14 protein-coding genes, 1 tRNA gene and 2 pseudogenes are annotated in these 21,753 nt (G+C 54.2%); 6 read left to right on the forward strand and 11 right to left on the reverse strand.

Annotated features, from left to right (window positions below; genetic code table 11):
• Window positions 1-597: 597 nt before the first annotated feature.
• From nusB to OZX67_RS06030, 9 genes and pseudogenes are all read right to left on the reverse strand, one after another.
• Window positions 598-999, reverse strand: a pseudogene (nusB, locus tag OZX67_RS05990) (transcription antitermination factor NusB); the annotation flags it as partial.
• 101 nt (window positions 1,000-1,100) lie between these two features.
• On the reverse strand, window positions 1,101-1,667 hold the full coding sequence (gene efp / locus OZX67_RS05995) for an elongation factor P (protein ID WP_277141802.1): 567 nt from the start codon (window positions 1,665-1,667) through the stop codon (window positions 1,101-1,103).
• Window positions 1,668-1,955: 288 nt separating this feature from the next.
• The gene (locus tag OZX67_RS06000; RefSeq protein ID WP_277141803.1) at window positions 1,956-2,654 is read right to left on the reverse strand and encodes an SGNH/GDSL hydrolase family protein; all 699 of its coding nucleotides are present in this window, start codon (window positions 2,652-2,654) and stop codon (window positions 1,956-1,958) included.
• A gap of 134 nt (window positions 2,655-2,788) precedes the next feature.
• Entirely contained in the window at window positions 2,789-4,210 is a 1,422-nt protein-coding gene (locus OZX67_RS06005; protein WP_277141804.1) for a sugar porter family MFS transporter, read from the reverse strand.
• 643 nt (window positions 4,211-4,853) lie between these two features.
• Window positions 4,854-6,056 carry an elongation factor Tu gene (gene tuf / locus OZX67_RS06010; protein ID WP_277141805.1) on the reverse strand — a complete coding sequence of 401 codons (1,203 nt, stop codon included), beginning with the start codon at window positions 6,054-6,056 and terminating at the stop codon, window positions 4,854-4,856.
• Window positions 6,057-6,224: 168 nt separating this feature from the next.
• Window positions 6,225-8,354, reverse strand: a complete 2,130-nt coding sequence (gene fusA / locus OZX67_RS06015; protein ID WP_277141806.1) for an elongation factor G — start codon at window positions 8,352-8,354, stop codon at window positions 6,225-6,227.
• A gap of 33 nt (window positions 8,355-8,387) precedes the next feature.
• Window positions 8,388-8,858: a 30S ribosomal protein S7 gene (gene rpsG, locus OZX67_RS06020; RefSeq protein WP_277141807.1), complete on the reverse strand. Its 471-nt coding sequence runs from the start codon at window positions 8,856-8,858 to the stop codon at window positions 8,388-8,390.
• Window positions 8,859-8,863: 5 nt separating this feature from the next.
• Window positions 8,864-9,235 (reverse strand): 30S ribosomal protein S12, encoded by a 372-nt coding sequence (gene rpsL / locus OZX67_RS06025; RefSeq protein WP_277141808.1) that lies wholly within the window; start codon window positions 9,233-9,235, stop codon window positions 8,864-8,866.
• A gap of 454 nt (window positions 9,236-9,689) precedes the next feature.
• Window positions 9,690-10,706, reverse strand: coding sequence for an adenosine deaminase (locus OZX67_RS06030; protein WP_277141809.1), 1,017 nt, complete (start codon window positions 10,704-10,706; stop codon window positions 9,690-9,692).
• A 207-nt stretch (window positions 10,707-10,913) separates the two neighbouring features.
• Between OZX67_RS06030 and OZX67_RS06035 the strand changes: the two genes are divergently transcribed.
• Window positions 10,914-12,305, forward strand: a complete 1,392-nt coding sequence (locus OZX67_RS06035) for an aldehyde dehydrogenase family protein (protein ID WP_277144966.1) — start codon at window positions 10,914-10,916, stop codon at window positions 12,303-12,305.
• A 150-nt stretch (window positions 12,306-12,455) separates the two neighbouring features.
• Here OZX67_RS06035 and OZX67_RS06040 read toward each other — a convergent pair.
• Window positions 12,456-12,531, reverse strand: a tRNA-His gene (locus OZX67_RS06040).
• A 270-nt stretch (window positions 12,532-12,801) separates the two neighbouring features.
• Here OZX67_RS06040 and OZX67_RS06045 point away from each other — a divergent pair.
• Complete coding sequence (locus tag OZX67_RS06045) at window positions 12,802-13,692, forward strand: formate/nitrite transporter family protein (protein WP_277141810.1); 891 nt, start codon at window positions 12,802-12,804, stop codon at window positions 13,690-13,692.
• A gap of 263 nt (window positions 13,693-13,955) precedes the next feature.
• On the forward strand, window positions 13,956-14,981 hold the full coding sequence (locus OZX67_RS06050; protein ID WP_277141811.1) for a beta-eliminating lyase-related protein: 1,026 nt from the start codon (window positions 13,956-13,958) through the stop codon (window positions 14,979-14,981).
• A 200-nt stretch (window positions 14,982-15,181) separates the two neighbouring features.
• Here OZX67_RS06050 and OZX67_RS06055 read toward each other — a convergent pair whose 3' ends face one another.
• Window positions 15,182-16,393, reverse strand: a complete 1,212-nt coding sequence (locus tag OZX67_RS06055; protein ID WP_277141812.1) for a glycosyltransferase — start codon at window positions 16,391-16,393, stop codon at window positions 15,182-15,184.
• A 232-nt stretch (window positions 16,394-16,625) separates the two neighbouring features.
• Here OZX67_RS06055 and purT point away from each other — a divergent pair, with 232 nt between their 5' ends.
• The 3 genes and pseudogenes from purT to OZX67_RS09640 form a co-directional block, all read left to right on the forward strand.
• Complete coding sequence (gene purT, locus OZX67_RS06060) at window positions 16,626-17,897, forward strand: formate-dependent phosphoribosylglycinamide formyltransferase (protein ID WP_277141813.1); 1,272 nt, start codon at window positions 16,626-16,628, stop codon at window positions 17,895-17,897.
• A 395-nt stretch (window positions 17,898-18,292) separates the two neighbouring features.
• On the forward strand, window positions 18,293-19,042 hold the full coding sequence (purC, locus tag OZX67_RS06065; protein ID WP_277141814.1) for a phosphoribosylaminoimidazolesuccinocarboxamide synthase: 750 nt from the start codon (window positions 18,293-18,295) through the stop codon (window positions 19,040-19,042).
• Window positions 19,043-19,181: 139 nt separating this feature from the next.
• Window positions 19,182-21,662: pseudogene (locus OZX67_RS09640) on the forward strand (phosphoribosylformylglycinamidine synthase); the annotation flags it as partial.
• Window positions 21,663-21,753: the final 91 nt, after the last annotated feature.

Raw genomic sequence — 21,753 nt, forward strand, 5'->3', positions numbered from 1 at the left:
TCCCTTACCAGTCGAATCCGGCTGGTTCGGTACTTCATTGGGAGATGACGAATCGGTAGCGTCATCACCAGAAACTTTGGGCGTTTTAGTGTCAGTATTCCCAACTTCATCAACCTTGCCGGATGAATCGGTAAGTGTTTCAGAAGCGGCATCGTCATCAGTAACGGAAACTGTCGCGGTATCAACAATATCAGGAACAGCGTCGGTGTTGGTGTTGGAAACGCTGACAGCGTCTGTAGCAGAAACCGTCTGGGTGTCGATATTGGCATTGGCATCAGCATCTGCATAGCCATCGCCGGAAGTCGAGGCTTCAACTGAGCTATCATCGTCGCCTACAGAACCAATAGCGCTAGCAGGATCAACGGATTTTTCGGTCAGGCTTGAATCGGAATTATCTCCATCGGAAGATGCCACATTATCGGCTTCCTGGTCGGCTTGAGGCATGGTTTCGAACGGCACACCATCACCCTCGCCAGAAATACCGTGGGATTGAAGGAACCCGGGAGCAGTAGGCGAATTGAGCCGGCGTTCGGCCGCCTCTCGTTCCGCCTTTTCCTTGGCCTCGGCCTCATGCGCGGCCTTGATATCGGCAAGAACGCTGTCCTTGTCATCGCAAATCGCACTCAGCAGACCATGGATGAATGAAGGCGAATCATCGTCGGAAAGGGTTTTCGCCAATCCCAAACCCTCGTCGATAGCTACGCGGTCTGGCACATCGTCGTTGAAAAGAATCTCCCAGGCGGCAATCCGCAGGATGTTCCTGTCGACTACAGCCATCCTCCGCAAAGGCCACTTGGTGGAATGGTCTTCAAGCGCCCGGTCGATGCCGGCCTGCTCATCGGCCACGCCACGAACGATTTGAATGGCGTAATCCGGCAACGGGGTCTGGGCCCCAGGTTCGGCAATGCGTTCGGCGAGCAATGACGGGATGTCCTGCCCCTTCTCATCCGCTTCGTAGAGCGTATTTAGCGCCCGTTTACGAGCTGTCGAACGTGCCATGTAGCCAATTGCCTCTCAGTCAGAAAATTTTGCGAATTTACGCTAGCGAATATAATATTCCCGACTTGGGCAAATTGCCGCACCAAGCCGGAAAGAAGAAATCAGTTGTTTTCGCGGCCGAGGTAGGAACCATCGCGGGTATCGACCTTGACCATTTCGCCTTCGCCCACGAAAAGCGGCACCTGAATCTCGGCACCTGTTTCGACGGTGGCGGGCTTGGTACCGGCGTTGGAGCGGTTGCCCTGCACGCCAGGCTCGGTTTCGGTCACCTTGAGCACGACAGAGGCCGGCAGCTCAACGCTCAGCGGGGTGCCGTCGTGGAAGCTTACGATGCAGTCTGTGCCTTCGAGCAGGAATTTGGCCTGATCGCCGACGAGCTCCTTGGGGATGCTGACCTGATCGTAAGTGGTCATGTCCATGAAGACGAAGGTGTCGCCTTCCTCGTATGAATACTGCAGCGTACGGTTATCGACGGTCTCGAACTCCATCTTCATGCCAGCGTTGAACGTCCTGTCGACGATCTTACCCGAAAGCACGTTCTTGATGGTGGTGCGCACGAAAGCTGGTCCCTTGCCGGGCTTGACGTGCTGGAATTTCGTGACGGTCCAGAGCTGTCCGTCGAGGTTCAATACCGACCCGTTTTTGATGTCATTGCTAGTTTGTGCCACGTCTCGTCACCTTAGTCATTTACTTTTCAAACGATTTGCATTCCATAAAATGCCTCAGCAATTATGCCACGGCGGGTGTACAGCACAATGCGCATGACACCATCGGCAACGGGAAATCCGCCATCGTTGAAGATACCTCGATCACTCTGACACCACGCATACTAAAACACCGGCCAATTCGAATGAATCCGAACCTAAAAACCGGTCCCATTTTCTACCTACATAACTAGAAAGTGGAACCGGTTTCAGAGCTTTAGTTCACCATTTGCAAAGACATGGAATCCTCATCTATGCAAGGTGCAACAGCTCTTCATATATACGCCGCGCAAGTCTCGCATAGCCTTTTACACTATAGTGCAAACCATCCGGCTGATATTGTTTCTGTTGCTCCGGAATATACGGGCACATGCCGCTGGAAGCATACAAATCAACCACCGGAACCACATAATGCTGGGCCACACGCTTGATTGCGTCAACATAGTCCTGCTGGTGAAGCCCCAAAGCGTTGGGTTGCAACGAAGTGGGATAGTTCTTTTGAGGATTATGGAACAGGTTGGGCATCGGTGTGAACACTACAATCGAAGCCTCCGGATTCGCAGCGATGACACCGGACAACACGATATCGAACGCTCCGAGGAATGTCCTTTCATTCCGCTGACCAAAAGTGCCAAGCGGCACATCATGCTGGAAGTCATTGACACCACCCATTACGGTGATGATATTGGCATCATTGCTCATTTTCTGGTAACGTTCGATAAAGCTATCGTCGCGATCATCGGTCAGTGCAATCCTTGCACCACAGACACCGAAGTTGCGGACATCCTTGAACAATCCATTGCGTTTCAGGAAGGCCGGCCAAGAAGATTCCATGGAGCCCCCGTCCACACCGTTATCACCCCATGTGGTGGAATCCCCAAAGCAATTGAGCGTGTAATCCTTGAACGGACGTTCGCTGTAACGCTTCGGCCAATCATCGTAGACAGACATTATAATCACCATTTCTTTCTCGTCTATCAAAAGGAAAGAGACACTATCTTTGAAAACGCTTCATATGTTCAAGCGAGTCCATCATGGTAGAGTCTCTTCCCAATTATTGAACCTTTAAACCGAAAATCCCAACATCACTTCTTTTGATGAGTGATTTCCGCCTCAATCTGTTCGAGGGACTTTCCTGTGGTGTCAGGCAGTGCATACTGGGCAAAGATGGCCATGCCGACGCAGAACACCGCAAAGATGAGGAAAGTCCAGACGCCTCCGAGACCGTTGAGCATCATCGGGAAAAGCTGGGAGACGAAATAGGAGGTGAGGAACACCGTCATGGAAGACAGCGACATTGCACGACCCCTGATCTCGGTCGGGAAAATCTCGGAGACAACAACCCAGGTGCCGCCACCCCAAGAGAGTTCATAGAATGCGGTATGGAGCAACACGCCGACGAGAATGAGGATATTGATCAGCATGTCCGACTTTCCGGTGGAGAAGAGCACCGCCAGGAACACCAAGGAAATGGCCATAGCATAGCCGCCCCACTTCAGAAGCTGCTTTCTAGCGAAACGATCCACGAAAATCATGAAGATACCGACGAAGATGATCTTGACAAAGCCGATGCCGATTGTTTCGACCAAGGAGGCATTAGTGCTCACACCGGTCTTCTGGAAGATGATCGGAGCATAATAGCCAACGGCGATGGTGCCGGTGAGCTGCTGGCATGCAGCAGCCACCAAGGCGATTACCAAAGCGTAACGCACACCAGGAGCGAAGAGCTGACGAAGACCAGTATGGCCTTCCTTCTTAGCAGTCTCGAGCGACGTCGTAATGGCCTCTTGCTGCTTCTTCGCCTCTTCTTCGCCATTCAGACGGATGAGGATGGACAAAGCCTTGCTATCCTTGCCGTGCTGATACAGGAATCGAGGACTTTCAGGAACGAAATACCCGAGAACGAAGAAGATAACGGCAGGTACCATACCGGAAGCGAACATCCAGCGCCAACCGAAATTGATATTGAAGGTCTGGCTGTTCAGGTTAGCGATAAGAGCATTGACAATGTACACCGTTGTCATGCCAATTGCGAAGGCGAACTGATTGAAGGTGACCAGCGTTCCACGAATCCTTGCTGGGGCGACTTCCGAAATATAGAGCGGTACAACGGTCGCAGCCATGCCGATGGCAAAGCCGGAAAGGATACGTCCTAGGATAAGAATCGGAACCGTCGGCGAAATCGCCAGAATAAGAGAGGAAATCGTAAACATCCCGCCTGCGATAACCATCACGGCCTTACGACCAATGGCGTCACTGGCAAAACCTGCCACAAGGCAGCCTACCATGGCACCAATGGCGAGAATGCCGGAAACCAGGCCGACTTCGGCACTGGACATCGAGAAATGAATCTTAAAGAAGTTCAGAGCACCGGAAATAACGCCCTGATCATATCCAAACAATGTGCCACCGAGCGCAGCTGCGATGCAGACAGCGATGACATATCCTGTTGAGGTATGTTTTCTCTGATTAATTGGAATATTACTGTTGTTACTTTCAGCTGACATCAATTTTCCTTTGATAAATATGTAACGGCAACTTTTAAAGTCATTGCTTGATTGCGGTATATGCTCTTCTGCGAGCACTACTGGCTCTCAGCCATGTCACCCAACTGCGTTTTCCAGTTAGCCGCATGCGATAATTGACGAACCAAGACTTACACTTATAAGCCTTTCGACCAAGCACATGTAATAAAAGGACAAAAAGCAAAACTTTTTGAAATCCAAATATCTGTTTCACCGTTGAAGTGAATTCCAATCCGCTTTACCCTGTGACTATACGTCTATGCCATAAGCTCTCTCTTCCTCTGCATATACAGATAATCGCTATCGAAGCTTGACCCTGTCACGGCAACTTCTTCTTTACAGCATATTTTTTGTGACTTTAAATACACTTTTTGATGCCAATTGTTGCAAAAACAAATTCGTAAGAAAAACAATTTATCGACCAATAAAACAAAATAAAGAAAAAATCTACCCTAAAACCGAATTCACTCACTTCATGCGTCATTGTATAAAGTGCCATTTTCCAAGCCATGACCGGATTCTGGCGGCAACACATATGGCAAAAATTTTAAACAAAAATATGGTCCCTGCGTTTTGAACGCAGGGACCATATATTAAGTAGTAATCTACAACTTACGTTCTAGAACTACTCGATCACCTTGGTGACACGGCCTGAGCCGACGGTGTGGCCGCCTTCACGAACTGCGAAAGTCAGGCCTTCCTCCATGGCGACGGGCTGAATCAGCTCGACGGAGAAGGTGGCGTGATCGCCAGGCTGAACCATCTCGACGCCTTCCGGCAGAGTGATGACGCCAGTGACGTCGGTGGTGCGGAAGTAGAACTGCGGACGGTAGTTGGAGAAGAACGGCGAATGACGGCCGCCCTCATCCTTCGTCAAGACGTAGACTTCGCCCTCGAACTTGTGGTGCGGGGTCACGGTGCCGGGCTTGGCCACAACCTGGCCACGCTCAACGTCGTCGCGGTTAAGGCCACGAAGCAACAGACCGGTGTTGTCGCCAGCCTCGGCCTCGTCCATCTGCTTGTGGAAGGTCTCAATCGAGGTGACGGTGGTGGTCTGGGTCGGACGAAGGCCAACTACCTCTGCCGGAGAGTTGACCGGGATACGGCCACGCTCGACACGACCGGTAACCACGGTGCCACGGCCGGAGATGGTGAAGACATCTTCGATAGGCATCAGGAACGGCTTGTCAAGGTCGTGGACAGGGGTCGGGATGTAATCGTCGACGGCATCCATGAGTTCCTTGATGGTCTGGACCCACTTGTCGTGATCCGGAGCGTCATCGTGCAGAGCGCCGTAGGCGGAGGTGCGGATGACCGGGCAGTCACGATCGAAGCCGTTTTCTTCGAGGAGGTCGCGGACCTCTTCTTCGACGAGCTCGATGAGCTCTTCGTCATCGACCATATCGCACTTGTTGAGCGCGACGAGAATCTTCGGCACGCCTACCTGGCGGGCGAGCAGAACGTGCTCGCGGGTCTGAGCCATCGGGCCATCAGTGGCGGCGACGACGAGGATCGCGCCATCCATCTGAGCGGCGCCGGTGATCATGTTCTTCACGAAATCGGCGTGGCCGGGGCAATCCACGTGAGCATAGTGGCGCTTGGCCGTCTGATACTCGATGTGGGCGATGTTGATGGTGATACCACGCTGCTTCTCTTCAGGAGCGGCGTCGATCTGATCGAAGTCATACTCCGGGTTGAGGTCGGGGTACTCTTCGTGCAGCACCTTCGAGATGGCCGCGGTCAGGGTCGTCTTACCGTGATCAACGTGGCCAATGGTGCCAATGTTAACGTGCGGCTTGGTCCGCTCGTACTTTTCCTTTTCTGCCATTACTTTGTCCTCCTGGACGTTTCGTAGTTATTCCCGAGCTTTTCGGCCTCGAGATACTCGCTACAGTTTACTGGGTTTCTGGGTTACCTGCCACAAAGTGCCCGAACCCAGTCAGCGCTAGAAAATTTTAGCGCCGACTGGAGACAGACACGCCTTGGGCGAAGTATTTTATTCGCCGCGCTGGGCCTTGATGATCTCCTCGGAGACCGCCTTCGGCACCTCCGCATACGAATCCATTTGCATGGTGAACATCGCGCGGCCCTGCGTCTTGGAACGCAAGTCGCCGATGTAGCCGAACATCTCGCTCAACGGGACCTTCGCCTCGATGACCTTGACGCCGGTAGCATCCTTCATTTCGTTGATGTTGCCACGACGGGAGTTGATGTCGCCCATGACGTCACCCATGTACTCCTCAGGCGTACGCACCTCGACGGCCATAATCGGCTCGAGGATGACGGGCTTGGCCTTCGGGGCCGCGGTCTTGAACGCCATGGAACCGGCGATCTTGAACGCGAGCTCGGAGGAATCGACATCGTGGATCTGGCCGTCGGTGACGGTCGCCTTGACGCCGACCACCGGGAACCCGGCGAGTACGCCGGACTCCATGGCTTCCTGCACACCAGCATCGATCGAAGGAATGAATTCCTTGGTGATGTGGCCGCCGGTGACCTCGTTGACGAACTCGTAGTCCTTGCCCTCGGCGGGGTCGATCGGCTCGAAGTTCATCAAAACCTTTGCGAACTGGCCGGAACCACCCGTCTGCTTCTTGTGGGTGTATTCCTGATTCATGACGGCCTTGCGGATGGTCTCGCGGTAGGCGACCTGCGGGTTGCCCACGTTGCACTCCACTTTGAACTCGCGACGCATACGGTCAACGATGATGTCGAGCTGGAGCTCGCCCATGCCGGAAATCAGCGTCTGGCCGCTTTCCTCATCGGTCTTGACCTGGAAGGTCGGATCCTCGTCGGCGAGCTTGGCCAACGCGATCGACATCTTCTCCTGATCGGCCTTGGTCTTCGGCTCCACGGCGACCTCGATCACTGGGTCCGGGAAGGTCATGGACTCAAGCGAAATCGGAGCGTTGTCGGCGCACAGGGTGTCGCCGGTGGAAACGTTCTTCAGACCAACGAGCGTGTAGATGTTGCCGGCTTCAGCAGCGTCAACAGGGTTCTCCTTGTCGGCGTGCATCTGGAAGATCTTGCCGACGCGTTCCTTCTTGTCCTTCGTGGAATCGAGCACGGTGTCGCCCGGCTTGATGGAGCCGGAGTAAACGCGCACGAACACGAGCTTGCCATAGAAGGGGTGGGTCGAGATCTTGAAGACCAACGCGGCGAACGGATCGTCCATCGTAGGCTTACGATCGATTTCCTTGGACTCATCACCGGGCTCGAAGCCAACGATGGCGGGAACGTCCTCAGGGCTCGGGAGATAATCGACCACTGCGTCAAGCAGCGGCTGAATGCCCTTGTCCTTGAAAGCAGAACCGCAGAGGACCGGATAGGCCTTACGCTCGATGGTGAGCTTGCGGATGCCTGCGCGAATCTCCTCATCGCTCATTTCGCCGGAGTCGAGGTACTTCTCCATCAGGTCGTCGTCGGACTCGGCCACCTGGTCGAGAAGCTCCGAACGATACTGCTCGGCCTTGTCCTTGAGGTCATCAGGAATGTCGACGGTGTCGTAGTGAGCGCCGAGATCGCTGGTGACGTCCTTCCAGACGTAAGCCTTCATACGAATCAGATCGACCATGCCGACGAAGTCGTTCTCAGCGCCGATCGGCAGCTGGACAACCAGCGGGGTGGCTCCGAGCTTCTTCTTGATGGTGTCGACGGAGTAGTAGAAATCGGCTCCGAGCTTATCCATCTTGTTGATGAAGCAGATGCGCGGCACGCCGTACTTGTCGGCCTGACGCCACACGGTCTCGCTCTGGGGCTCCACGCCTTCCTTGCCGTCGAAGACGGCAACGGCGCCATCGAGCACGCGAAGCGAACGCTCCACCTCGGCCGTGAAGTCCACGTGGCCGGGGGTGTCGATGATGTTGATCTGGAACTTCTTGTCGGGATCATGGGTCTGACGGTTCCAGAAGCAGGTGGTCGCAGCAGACTGAATGGTGATGCCGCGTTCCTTTTCCTGGGCCATGAAGTCCATGGTCGAAGCGCCTTCGTGCGTCTCGCCGATCTTGTAGTTCTTACCGGTGTAGTACAGAATACGTTCCGTACACGTTGTCTTACCGGCATCGATGTGAGCCATGATGCCGATGTTGCGGACCTCATTGAGGTCACTGAGCACATCAAGTGCCATAAATCTATCCTTACCCTAACTCGTCTATCGAAATTACCAGCGATAGTGGGCGAAGGCCTTGTTGGCCTCGGCCATCTTGTGCGTGTCCTCGCGGCGCTTCACGGAAGCACCGAGGCCGTTGGAGGCGTCGAGGATCTCGTTGGCGAGACGCTCGGCCATGGTCTTCTCACGACGCTTGCGGGAGAAGTCGGTGAGCCAGCGAAGGCTCAGGGCGTTCGCACGGTTGGGCTTGACCTCGACCGGGACCTGGTAGGTCGCGCCGCCGACACGGCGGGAACGGACCTCGAGGGACGGACGGATATTGTCGAGCGCGCGCTTCAGCACGGCGACGGGTTCCTGATCGGTCTTCTCCTTGACCATGTCAAGTGCGGAGTAGACGATGTCCTCGGCAATCGACTTCTTGCCGTCGAGCAGGATCTTGTTGATGAGCTGAGCGACCACGGTCGAGCCGTAGATCGGATCAGGGAGCAGCTGATGCTTCTTAGATGGTCCTTTACGTGACATATCTCTTACTTCGCCTTCTTTGCGCCGTACAGGGAGCGTCCCTGCTTGCGGTCCTTGACACCCTGGGTATCGAGCGCGCCGCGCACGATGTGGTAACGCACACCAGGAAGATCCTTCACACGGCCACCGCGAACGAGCACGATGGAGTGCTCCTGCAGGTTGTGGCCCTCGCCCGGAATGTAGGCGGTTACTTCGATGCCGGAGCTCAGGCGCACACGGGCGACCTTACGCAACGCGGAATTCGGCTTCTTCGGTGTAGTGGTATACACACGGGTGCACACGCCACGACGCAGCGGGCTACCCTTCAAGGCCAAAGTCTTGGATTTCTTTGACTTTGCCTTACGTCCTTTGCGGACAAGTTGTTCTATAGTAGGCAACTTCAGTTCTCCGATTCGTAGATCTTTATTTCTTGCGGAGCCGCCTCGCTGCAGCCCCAATCGACGAATCGAAATGAGACAGCCACAGTCCACCGGCCCGATGGCCCATCACTCTTCTGCCGCCGCATTGCTGCGCGCAATCTAGCAAGTTCCGGGATATCCCAGTGCCCACGCCTGTTACATAAGGCATGCCACTGGCACACACAAGTAAGTAGAATACCACACTCCCACAGACAAAGCGTGTCATGGCAGATAGTGAATCTACAATTACTTCGGCAGTAGGAAAAACTTCTGACATTCTGGTCAAAAAACGAAAACGTGACTCCAGAAAAGAATCGAACGATTACTTTTCTAAAGCCACGTTTTAAACGGGGCCTTCGAACCGTATTATTAGCACTTATCCAAGATCACCCGGACAAACGTCTTCACTTACTACCTAGCGATGGTTCCTTGCTCAATTCCTGGCGACATAATCATCTAGTTGAGCCAGATAAAGCGCCTTCTTTTCATCACTGATCCAAGACGCCTCGAAGGAATTATGTGCCAGCTGAACGACCTGTTCGCGGTTCAGCCCGAACTGGTCGGCCAGCGCATAATAGTTGTCGCTGATGTAGCCGCCGAAATAAGCTGGGTCATCCGAATTGATGCAGATTTTGACGCCCTTACCCAGCAGCTCAACGATTTCATTACCCTTCATTTCTGGCCGTACGAAGGAGTTCGAAAGCGGGCAGGAGGTCATGCCGATATGGTGGCTCACGACGAAATTGACCAGATCCGAATCCTCGATAATATTGGTGCCGTGATCGATGCGTTCGACGCCCATAATTTCCAACGCCTGGCGGATGTGGTCGATGGAACCGACCTGATCGATATCGCAATGAGCCGTCAAATGCAACCCAGCGGCAGCGGCGTCCTCGTACTGACGCGCGAACTTGAGCGGAGGGTTGTTGTGTTCATCCGAATCAAGACCGATACCCAGAATCCAATCCTTAAACGGCAATGCCTCAAGCAAGGTCTTACGGGCCGATTCCTTGGAAAAATCACGTAAGAAACACATAATCAGGTCAGCATCGACGTTGAGCGCACGGGCATCAACGATGGCGCGATGCAACCCTTGGATCACGGTTTCGAAGGCAATGCCACGAGAAGTATGTGCCTGCGGGTCGAAGAATATCTCAACGTGACGGACGTGGTTTTCGGCAGCGCGCTTCAAATAAGCGAACGCAAGATCATAGAAATCCTGTTCGTGCTGCAGCACATTCATGGCCGGATAGTAGACAGCGAGGAACGACGCAAGGTCATCGTATTGATAGGTCTTGCGAACCTCTTCGATTGTCGACTGGCCAATGTCGACATGGTTGCGTTCGGCCAGTTGCAGCTTCAGTTCAGGTTCCAGCGTTCCCTCGATATGAAGATGAAGCTCTGCCTTTGGCAGATTTTGGATGAATTCACGTGTAACTTCGGTCGTCATTGAACATGCCTTTCCAATAGCATTGAAACATTGAACAGCATCTAGTTAAACAGCACTTGGTTGAACAGCACTGACAGCACGAATCTATCACTCTGACAGCCCAAAAACCTCGGATTGCCAACAAGGTTGTTCCATTCGGCGTTCGAAGCGAACATATAGAGTGAGGTCATATGGCCGAACGTACGATAAGAGGCAGCAATGATGGAAATGAACGATACCGTGGCCAGGCTTCACCGTACTTTCAATACCGGTGTGACCTTGCCTTTGGCCTGGCGGCGCAAGCAACTTGACTCCATGGAGCGCATGCTCAATGAAAATCGTAAAGCACTCGAACAGGCGGTATATCGCGACCTTGGCAAACCCGCTCCTGAAACCGCGCTGATGGAGATTAAATTGGTCACCAACGAAATCCGATTCGTGGGTGAGCGTCTTCAGCGATGGACCCGGCGGCACCCGGTAATGATGCCACTGTTGATGCAACCTTCAAGAGGCTGGACAGTGGCCGAGCCCAAGGGCGTAGTGCTCGTGATTTCGCCGTGGAACTATCCGCTGATGCTGAGCCTCGAGCCGATGGTCGACGCCATCGCGGCCGGCAACTGCGTATGCCTCAAACCTTCCGAGCTCTCCCCCAATACCAGTGGGCTGCTCGAACGGCTTATCGGCGAATACCTCGACCCGCGGGGGTTTGCCGTGCTGCAAGGCGCCGTACCAGAAACCACCAAGCTCTTGAGGCAACCATTCGACCATATCTTCTATACCGGAAATGGCAAGGTCGGCTCGATTGTGATGGAAGCAGCAGCCAAGCAGCTCACGCCGGTCACCCTCGAGCTGGGCGGCAAATCACCGGTATTCGTGGATGCGAGCGCCAATCTCGACGTTGCGGCCGGACGCATCGCCTGGGGCCGATTCACCAACGCCGGACAGACCTGTGTGGCACCTGATTATGTCCTGACCACCCCGGAGCTTGTCGAACCGTTGGCTCGTAAAATCGCAGCGTTCACACGAAAGTTCTTCGGCGACAACCCGGCAAAATCCGCCAGCTACGCACGAATAATCAATACCAAACAATTTGACAGACTTGCCAGGTTACTGCCAGCCGATGGGGAAACGTTCAGTGGCGGAGAAACGGATCGTGAACACCTGTATATTGCTCCCACTGTCTTGATCAACGTTCGGCCAGATGACCCGGTGATGCAAGAGGAAATCTTCGGGCCTATTTTGCCGATTCTGGCGGTACGCAATGCTGCCGAAGCAGTGGCGTTCATCAACGAACGGGAGAAGCCGTTGGCTTTGTACGTATTTACACGTTCCAAGACAACCCGGCTGCTTTTCGAGCGCCACACCAGCTCGGGCGCGCTCGGCTTCAACCTGCCGCTCGGCCATCTGCTCTCCAGCCGTCTCCCCTTCGGCGGCATCGGCGCCTCCGGCATAGGTTCCTATCACGGCAAGGCCGGCTTCCTGGAATTCAGCCATGTCAAAACCGTAACCAGCAAGCCCACGTTTCCCGACACGTTGCGTATTGCCTATCCACCATATAAGAGGATTGTGGCAAATAAGAAACGCTCTAGACCTTCTGAACCAGTAATACATGACAAATAATCAGCTCTGAAAAAGGATGGCTGGTAAAGCCGACCTGCCTTGGAATCAAGTACCTACGTCTGCAATCGTTACTAATCGTTACTTAACCCCTGAAACGGCTTGATTGCGAAAATGCAAAATCCTCGAAACCTTACGATTTCGAGGATTTGATGGGGTGGCCAACGCGGTTCGAACGCGCGACCTTCTGAACCACAATCAGATGCTCTACCTGCTGAGCTATGGCCACCATCGAAGTGGAAAACCGACTGGTTCAACGAACCGAATCAGCATCCGCACAACAGATAAGAACTATACATGATTCTCTTGACCTTGAGGCTCCGGCGCGTCGTAAAGATACCGATAACAAGCTTACTGTGAAGTACGTCACAAATACATTGTGTTCTTGATTACAAAGTGGGGACTTTTCACGAAATAAGAAACACTCACGGCCCATAATGAAATTGACGTGCTTTTATCTTGAAACCAAATCAACAGACAGAAAATACAAGAAAGAACCATGGGTAAATTATCCGAATTGAAAACAACCATTTCTGAAGTCGAAGGAACCGAGGACGAAACCAAGCCGCTTTTCCCAGGACGCGCCTTCATCTCAACCGTGCTGGACGCGCTTGACAACAAAGAGACCATGACCGGCAAAATGACCGGCCGCTACATTCAGCGCGCAACGATGGCCGGTATTCTCGTCGGCGTCTTCTTCACCGCATTCTGGGTCATCATGGGCGCGAGTTCGGCCGGCGGGCCCGGACTGCTGCTTGCAGGCAAAGTGCTGGCCGGCACCACCTTCGGCTGGGCACTCGTATTGATTTATTACACCAATTCCGAACTGCTGACCTCCAACATGATGGTTGTGAGCGTCGGTGCCTACCACAAGCGCATCGGCTGGCTGCAATCGCTGAAGCTGCTGGGCCTGTGCCTGGTCGGCAACCTGCTGGGCGCGCTCATCGTCGCCGTCATCCTGCGTTTCTCCACCATCATCTCCGGCGCGAGCTATGACGTCATGCTCACTGCGGCCAATACGAAACTCAACTATTTGAACTCGATCGGCGGTGTCGGAGACCTCTTCGTGCGCGCGATCTTCTGCAACTTCTGCATCAACATCGCCATGCTCATGGTCTATAACGGCAAGCTTTCCAATGATTTCACCAAGTGCATCATCATGGTGGTCGCGGTGCTCGTCTTCACCTTCTGCGGTTTCGAACATTCCGTGGCCGATTCGGCAATGTTCCTCATCCTCGGCATGCACGGCGCCATCAACGCGTGGAAGGCGATTCTGGTCATCGTGGTGGCCATCCTCGGCAATCTCGTCGGCGGTGGTATTCTCATCGGCCTCAACTTCGCGACGATGAACGACGAACGCGGCATCACCTCGGACACAGCAAAAGAATAGCTCCATATTGAGTCTCTAATTTTTCCAGCAACGAGACGCCAACAAGGTTGGGAAAGGACGTTCTTACAGAAGTGAGAACGTCCTTTTTTTATTAGTTCCCATGCAATCTGGACAGGGAAAAGACATCGCGTCCGGTTACGTGCTTGCGCCTATCAGACCCTCAGCTCCGAGAAATAAAAAAATCCGCTTCCGCTTACTTGCCGTAGTCACCCGTAGGATTATGGTTAAGACATATCTAAATTAGATATAAGGCAAGGAGCGACATGCTGGATTTCACCAGTGATTATACGGAAGGCGCCCATCCCACAATTCTCAAGCGGATGGCGGAGACCAATATGGAACAGCTGCCAGGCTATGGCTCCGACAAGTACTGTGATTCAGCCAAGGCCAAGATCCGCGAGGCATGCAGCTGCCCGGATGCGGACGTGTGGTTCTTGGTCGGAGGCACGCAGACCAATCAGACAGTCATCGACACCATTACCCCAGCTTATGCAGGCGCAGTGGCCGCGACCAACGGGCATATCAACGTCCACGAGGCCGGTGCTGTGGAATCCACCGGACACAAGGTACTCACACTTCCCAGCCATGAAGGCAAGATCGATGCCGGCGAACTCGACCAATACTGCAAGGACTTCTACGCCGACGGCAACTACACGCACATGGTATTCCCGGGATGCGTCTACGTCTCGCACCCTACCGAATACGGCACGATGTATACCAAGGCGGAACTGACGGCCATCGCCGAAGCCGCCCACAAATACGATATGCCGCTTTTCCTTGACGGCGCGCGTCTCGGCTACGGGCTGACGGCCGCCGGCAACGACCTGTCGTTGGAGGACATCGCACGCATCGCCGACGTCTTCTACATCGGCGGCACCAAAGTCGGCGCGTTGTTCGGCGAAGCGGTCGTTTTCACAAAGCACAACACACCCAAGCATTTCCTCACGCAGATCAAGCAGCACGGCGCGTTGCTGGCCAAGGGCTGGTTGCTCGGGCTGCAATTCGACACGCTGTTCACCGACGGGCTTTACACAAAGATTGCCAAGAACGCCAACGTCATGGCCGATCAGATTCGCGCCGCGCTCAAGGCCAAGGGCTACCAGCTTGTCTACCCGAACACGACCAACCAGGTCTTTGTGGCGATGGATCAGCAGACCATCGACCGGCTTTCGCCACAGGTCGCCATGGGCTTCCTCGAAAAATACGACGACACCCACACGGTGATGCGCATCTGCACCAGCTGGGCCACCACGCAGGAGCACACCGACCAGCTCATCGCGCTCCTGTAACATCTGTCTACCCGATGCTTTTCCCACTGGTTTAATCACAACTAGAGGCGAAAAGCACCATTTTCGCCCGTTTTTGGTGCTTTTCCCACTGATTCCATTACAACTACAGGGAAAAGCACCATTTTGAGCCAGTTTTGGCGCTTTTCCCACTGGTTCTGCCGCAACTAGAGGCGAAAAGCACCAAAACTCGCTATGCACCATCAAGTGTCTTTTCGCCGTGATGATGTATCTGCTATTGCTTCACGTTCCATGGCGACGAATTGTCGGACACATTGCGGCAAGGCATATTTCTCACGAGCTTCCTGCGCATATTTCGGCCCCCACTCCTCACGCTCTTGCGGATGCTCGACCCACCAGTCAATGCGACGAGCCAAAGCTTTGGCATTGCGTGCAGGGAACACGGAAGAATCGGTCAGCGCGAACTGGCTGGCGGCCGAAAGCGGCGAATCGGCGATGACCGGCACCAGGCCGGAAGCGATGCCTTCAAGCACACTCAGCGATTCGATGTCGACGATGGAAGGGTGCACGAGCAAATCGGCTTCGCGCAATAAGTTCGGCATGTCTTCGTTGGCATGAAACCCAATATGCGCTGGCCTCGGCAGCAAGCGCCTGGCCAGCCGACGAAGATGGCGCTGCAACGGGCCGGTTCCGCAAACGGTCAGATCGATTTGCGAGGCGTACTTGCTCATGGCAACGGCGCGAATCAGCGTTTCGTGGTCTTTCTCGTGGGTAAGCCTGCCGGAAGCGATGATCCGAAAGACGTTTTCGTCACCTTCATCAGGCTTATTGTTGACACGGTCATTGCCAGATTGGGTTTCTGGAGGATGAAAGCGACTTGAATATCCGTTGGAAATGACATGTAGCCTCGCCCGATAACCGTGTGCACGCAGCTGACGGGCGATCATTTCGCTCGGAGTATGGATATGGCCGATATGACGGTATAGCCAGAAATCAAAAAGATAATAAATCAGCGACGGAATACCCGGGATATAGCGTAACGGGCCTGCCGAATACGTGACGTTTTCGGGCTGGAGATGGAAACCTGCGGTCACGGGAATGTCCATCGAACGAGCGACGGTCAGCGCGTGCCTGCCGAACTTGAACGGCATATAAATATGCACTACATCCACGTCTATAAATGCTTTGCGAAAAACGGCATCATCGGGTTGTGCAAACTGCATTTGCTGCTTGGCCGCCAGCCACGAGATGAATGGTAAATGATGAACTTCAACGGGATAATCAGGCGCACCTACCCCGATCAGTCGAACGCGGTGACCTTGACGTTCAAGTTCCTGAGCGTACTGCAAGGCTGAATTCGAAGTGCCGTTGCCACGGTTACCCACCGAATCGACGACCAACGCGATGGTCAGCGGCTTGTCGGCGTCATCTGCGGCGTTTCGGGAATCTGACATAATTCAATCCTAGCGCCGTTGTTACAGTTCGCGGCTATCGAAATACAACAAACGAACTTTGTTTGGGTTATACGATATTTCTTTTTTAATTCACAGATTGTCTTTTCCAGCATATTTAAGAATTGGCAAAGCTCTCAACAAAACTACCGACGAAATACCAGAAATCGCATAATTCATCAATAATCATCAGGCAGTAACCTTGCTCGGGGTCATCCCGTGCGACAATGAAACCATGACCGCTGAAACCGCATCGTCTTGCGCCAATTACTCGCTCGGCAACCCGGCCGAATCACACCAGACTCGCGTGCTGCTGCTAGGCTCCGGCGAGTTGGGGCGCGAAATCGCCATAGAGCTGACGAGGCTGGGAGCGTTCGTCATCGCGGCCGACAGCTACGAACACGCGCCGGCCATGCAGATTGCGCAGAAAAGCCATGTCTTGGATATGACCGACGCAACTGCGCTGGAAGAATTGATTGCCACGACCAAACCTTTCATCATCATCCCGGAAATCGAAGCGATTGCGACTTCCGAACTGGCCAAAGCGGCTTCAAACGGTATTCAGGTTGTGCCAAGTTCGCGCATCGCTGCAATCTGTATGAATCGCGAGGCTTTGCGAACGCTGATGCACGAAAAGCTCGGCTTGCCAACCACCCCATACCGTTTCGCCGGTTCGTTTGACGAACTCAAAGCCGGAGCAAACGCCGTCGGATACCCGTGCGTCGTCAAACCAATCATGAGTTCCTCGGGACACGGGCAATCCGTGCTTCGTAGCGACGCCAATCTCAAACCGGCTTGGCGGGAAGCGCAAATCGGACGAAGAGACGTCAAAGACGGCGGAATCTCAAGGGTTATCGTCGAAGGATTCGCGCCGCTCGATTACGAGCTGACCATGCTTACCGTCTCTTCCAGCGCCGGTATCGTGGTCTGCTCCCCCATCGGCCAGCGGCAGGAAGACGGGGATTACCGCGAGTCGTGGCAGCCGGCACAGGTCAATCCGACCGTTCTCGAAAAAGCGCAAGATATTGCTTACAAGGCCGTTGGCGGTTTGGTGAATATCGCACACAATAATGGCGAACACGGCTGGGGTGTTTTCGGCGTCGAGCTGTTCGTCCTGGAAAACGGCGAGGTCCTCTTCAACGAGGTCTCCCCGCGTCCACATGACACGGGCATGGTGACGATGATTTCGCAGCATTTAAGCGAGTTCGCGCTGCATGCTCGAGCGGTGCTGGGCATTCCCGTCACCGAAGAAAGCGTTGCGCTAACGCTTCAAACCGGCGAGGTCGCAGCCAGCCACGCCGTGGTAGTGACAGGAAACAGCCAAGTCACCTTCACCAACGTCCCCCAAGCGCTATCGCAACCCGATACCGACCTTCGCATCTTCGGCAAACCGGTTGTGAACGGTCATCGTCGTATGGCGGTAACGCTTGCCACCGGAAAAGATGAAGCCGAGGCAAGAGCCAAAGCCACAAAAACGGCCGAAGAACTCCATGCAACCATCGGCTAAGCCTTTTGAATCACAATTCTTGCTTTTGGACAAGCGCTAAAGAAAAAGATACCGAGTAGGTACCGTGCGACAATCGTAATGCATATGTACTTCAACCACCCTACACATGACTTGTAAATGAATCCGAAGAATGATCATTCATTCCCATCGACCGACTCAGACGATTCCTCGAAGAAAGTCTTTTGGTCGCCATTCAGAGATGTAACAGAAAATTTACAATGCCAGGATTCGTCGGGAAATAGCGTTAATGATAAAACGCTTTCGCTGAAAATAAAATATCAACTGTCGAATTTTTGTGCGCTCTGAGCGGCGAACTTGTTGGCTTCGGTTGGTATATTTTTGACGTAAGTTCACCTCATTCAATCAATCTCGTTACTCTACGGGAAGGGCGAATCATGGAGAAACTGGATATGCTCTACAAGGGCAAGGCCAAGAAACTCTATTCAACGGATGACCCGAATGTACTCTGGGTCGAATATATGAATCAGGCTACCGCCGGGGACGGCGCGAAAAAGGCCCAGATTCAAGGAAAAGGAAGCCTCAACAACCGCATCACCACGGTTCTTTTCCGGCTTTTGGAGGCTGAGGGCGTCAAGACGGATTTCATCCGCCGCGTCTCCGACACCGAGCAGCTCAACGAGAAAATCTCCATGTTCCCGCTTGAAATCATCATGCGCAACACGGCTGCAGGCTCCTTCGCCAAGCGTTACGGCATCAAGGAAGGCACTCAACTCAAGCGTCCGATCCTCGAATTCTGCTACAAATCCGACGATCTGCACGATCCGTTCATCAACGTTGACGGCATCGTGGCTCTTGGGCTGGCAACCGACGAAGAGATGGCTGAAGTCTCGCGACAGACGCGCGATATCAGCGAAAAGCTCACCAAGATCTTCCACGACATCGACGTGAAACTGGTCGATTTCAAAATCGAGGAAGGTAAGAACAAGGACGGTGAAATCGTCTTGGCCGACGAGATCACACCCGACACCTGCAGGCTCTGGGATTTGAAGGACGGTTCCGGCAAAGTCGAACATCTCGACAAAGACCTCTTCCGCAGAGATTTGGGCGACATCATTCCCGCCTACGAGGAAATCTACAAACGACTGCTTGCCTTGGCCGACCGCCGAGGCGTCAAGGTCGAATAACCGTAATCGCTCGCATACCATGAACGTTGGCATGCGAGCGATTTTTGGTTGTTTTGCATTTCTTTGCAACCGACACGATTCTCTATTTACCGACTTATTTATTTTCAACTTCTTGATCCAACAGTGCTAAGGAACATCAGTGCTTTCAACAGTTTTTCGCGTGTATGTAGAAAAGAAGCCCGGCTTTGACGTCGAGGCCGCCAATCTCGTGGGCGAGTTGCGGGACGTGCTCGGACTCAAGGGGCTCGAACGTGTTCGCATCATCAACCGCTACGACGCCCAGGGCTTGGATTCCGAGCTTTTTGAAGCCGCCATACCTACGGTTTTCAGTGAACCCCCGGTTGATACGGCAACGCGGAAACTGCCTGATTTAGGCGGAGCTCAGGTTTTCGCGGTGGAATATTTGCCCGGTCAGTTTGATCAGCGAGCGGAATCGGCCAGCCAGTGCATTCAGTTGCTGAGCCAAGGGACACGGCCCGACGTGCGCACAGCGAAAATCTACGCGCTCTATGGCGACCTTTCGTCTACCGATGTCGCCGACATCAAACGTTATGTCATCAATCCGGTCGATGCGCATGAAACCGGACTTGAGACGCGTGAGACTTTGGAAACCGAGGTCAAGGTTCCGGCGGACGTCGAAGTGATTGAAGGTTTCAATGAGCTTGACGACGCCGGATTGCAGCGCTTCATTGCTGACCGCGGGCTGGCTATGGATTTGGGCGATGCCAAGTGCTGCCAAACCTATTTCCGCGGTGAACACCGTGAACCGACCATCACCGAAATCAAGGTCATCGATACCTATTGGTCAGATCACTGCCGTCACACCACCTTCGGCACCGAGCTGACACAGGTCGATATCGACGACAGTGTAGTCAAGGCCGCGTTCGAACGCTATCTCAAGGTCCGGCAGGATTTGGGACGCACCAACAAACCGGTGACCTTGATGGATATGGGCACCATCGGCGCCAAGGAGCTCGAGGCCGAAGGCGAGCTGACCGGACTCGACAAGTCCGAGGAAATCAACGCCTGCACGGTCAAGATCAAGGTCGACGTCGACGGCAAAGCCGAAGACTGGCTCTTCCTTTTCAAAAACGAGACGCACAACCATCCCACGGAAATCGAGCCGTTCGGCGGGGCGGCCACCTGCATCGGTGGCTGCATCCGCGACCCGCTGAGCGGGCGTGCCTACGTCTATCAGGCCATGCGCGTCACGGGAGCCGGAGACCCACGCGTCCCTGTTACGGAAACGTTGGAAGGCAAACTGCCGCAACGCAAACTCGTTACCACCGCAGCACAGGGCTATTCCTCATACGGTAACCAAATCGGGTTGGCCACTGGACAAGTCGATGAAATCTATCATCCCGGATATGTCGCCAAGCGCATGGAAGTCGGGGCCGTCGTCGGCGCGGCACCTGCCGCCAACGTACGCCGCGAGACTCCGACGCCAGGCGACAAAATTATCCTGCTTGGAGGACGCACAGGACGTGACGGCATCGGCGGAGCGACCGGCGCTTCCAAGGCACAGGATACCGAAAGTCTTGTGGAATCGGGAGCCGAGGTGCAGAAAGGCAACGCGACCGTCGAGCGCAAGCTGCAACGGCTCTTCCGCCGCCATGATGCCAGTGTGCTTATCAAACGCTGCAATGATTTCGGTGCGGGCGGAGTCTCCGTTGCCACCGGCGAGATTGCCGATGGTCTCAAAATAGACCTTGACAAAGTCCCCAAGAAATACGAGGGCCTGGACGGCACGGAACTGGCGATTTCCGAATCGCAGGAACGCATGGCTGTCGACGTGGCGGCCGAAGACGTGGACGAGTTTCTGCGCTACGCACGCGAGGAAAACCTTGAAGCCACGGTCATCGCCACCGTCACCGCCGAACCACGCATGGTCATGGATTGGCGGGGCAAGCGCATCGTTGACCTGTCACGCGAGTTTCTCGCCTCTAATGGTGCCGCAAAACATCAGAATGTCCATGTGCTGCCTGCTGAAGATTATACGGTTCCACAATCCTGGGAAACCGGCGATCTTCACGAGCGCCTGACATCACTCGTTAGCGATATCAACATCACCAGCAATAAAGGTCTTACCGAACGTTTCGATTCCACCATAGGAGCAGGCACCGTGCTCATGCCTTTCGGCGGACGCAAACAGCTCACGCCAAGCCAAGCTATGGTCGCCAAGCTGCCGGTGCCCGGCGAACTGACCCATACGGCGAGCGCCATGGCTTGGGGTTTCAACCCGTATATCACCGAACGCAACCAGTTCGCTGGAGCCTACCTGGCCGTGGTCGAATCCGTGTCCAAGCTCGTCGCGACCGGTTTCACCAGAGAAAACGCCTACTTGAGCTTCCAAGAGTATTTCGGCAAGCTGCATCAAGACCCCGAACGTTGGGGCAAGCCCGCTGCGGCATTGCTCGGCGCACTTAGCGCACAACTTGATTTGAAAGTCGGAGCCATCGGCGGCAAGGACTCGATGAGCGGTAGCTTCGAGCAGGACGGCAAGGAATTGGACGTTCCAACGACGCTGATTTCCTTCGCCGTTTCGACCGGAGATATGGCACGTACGGTATCGCCGGAATTCAAGGGTTCCGGGCATCGCATCGTGCGTATAGCGCCGAAACGGTACGGATATGGCACAACTTCCGAATGTCAGAGCGGACAGGTCTTCGAGAGTTGGAATGAGCGAGATTCCGCGAGCCGGAACGAAAACG

Source organism: Bifidobacterium sp. ESL0728, from assembly GCF_029392015.1.
Classification (GTDB): Bacteria; Actinomycetota; Actinomycetes; order Actinomycetales; family Bifidobacteriaceae; genus Bifidobacterium.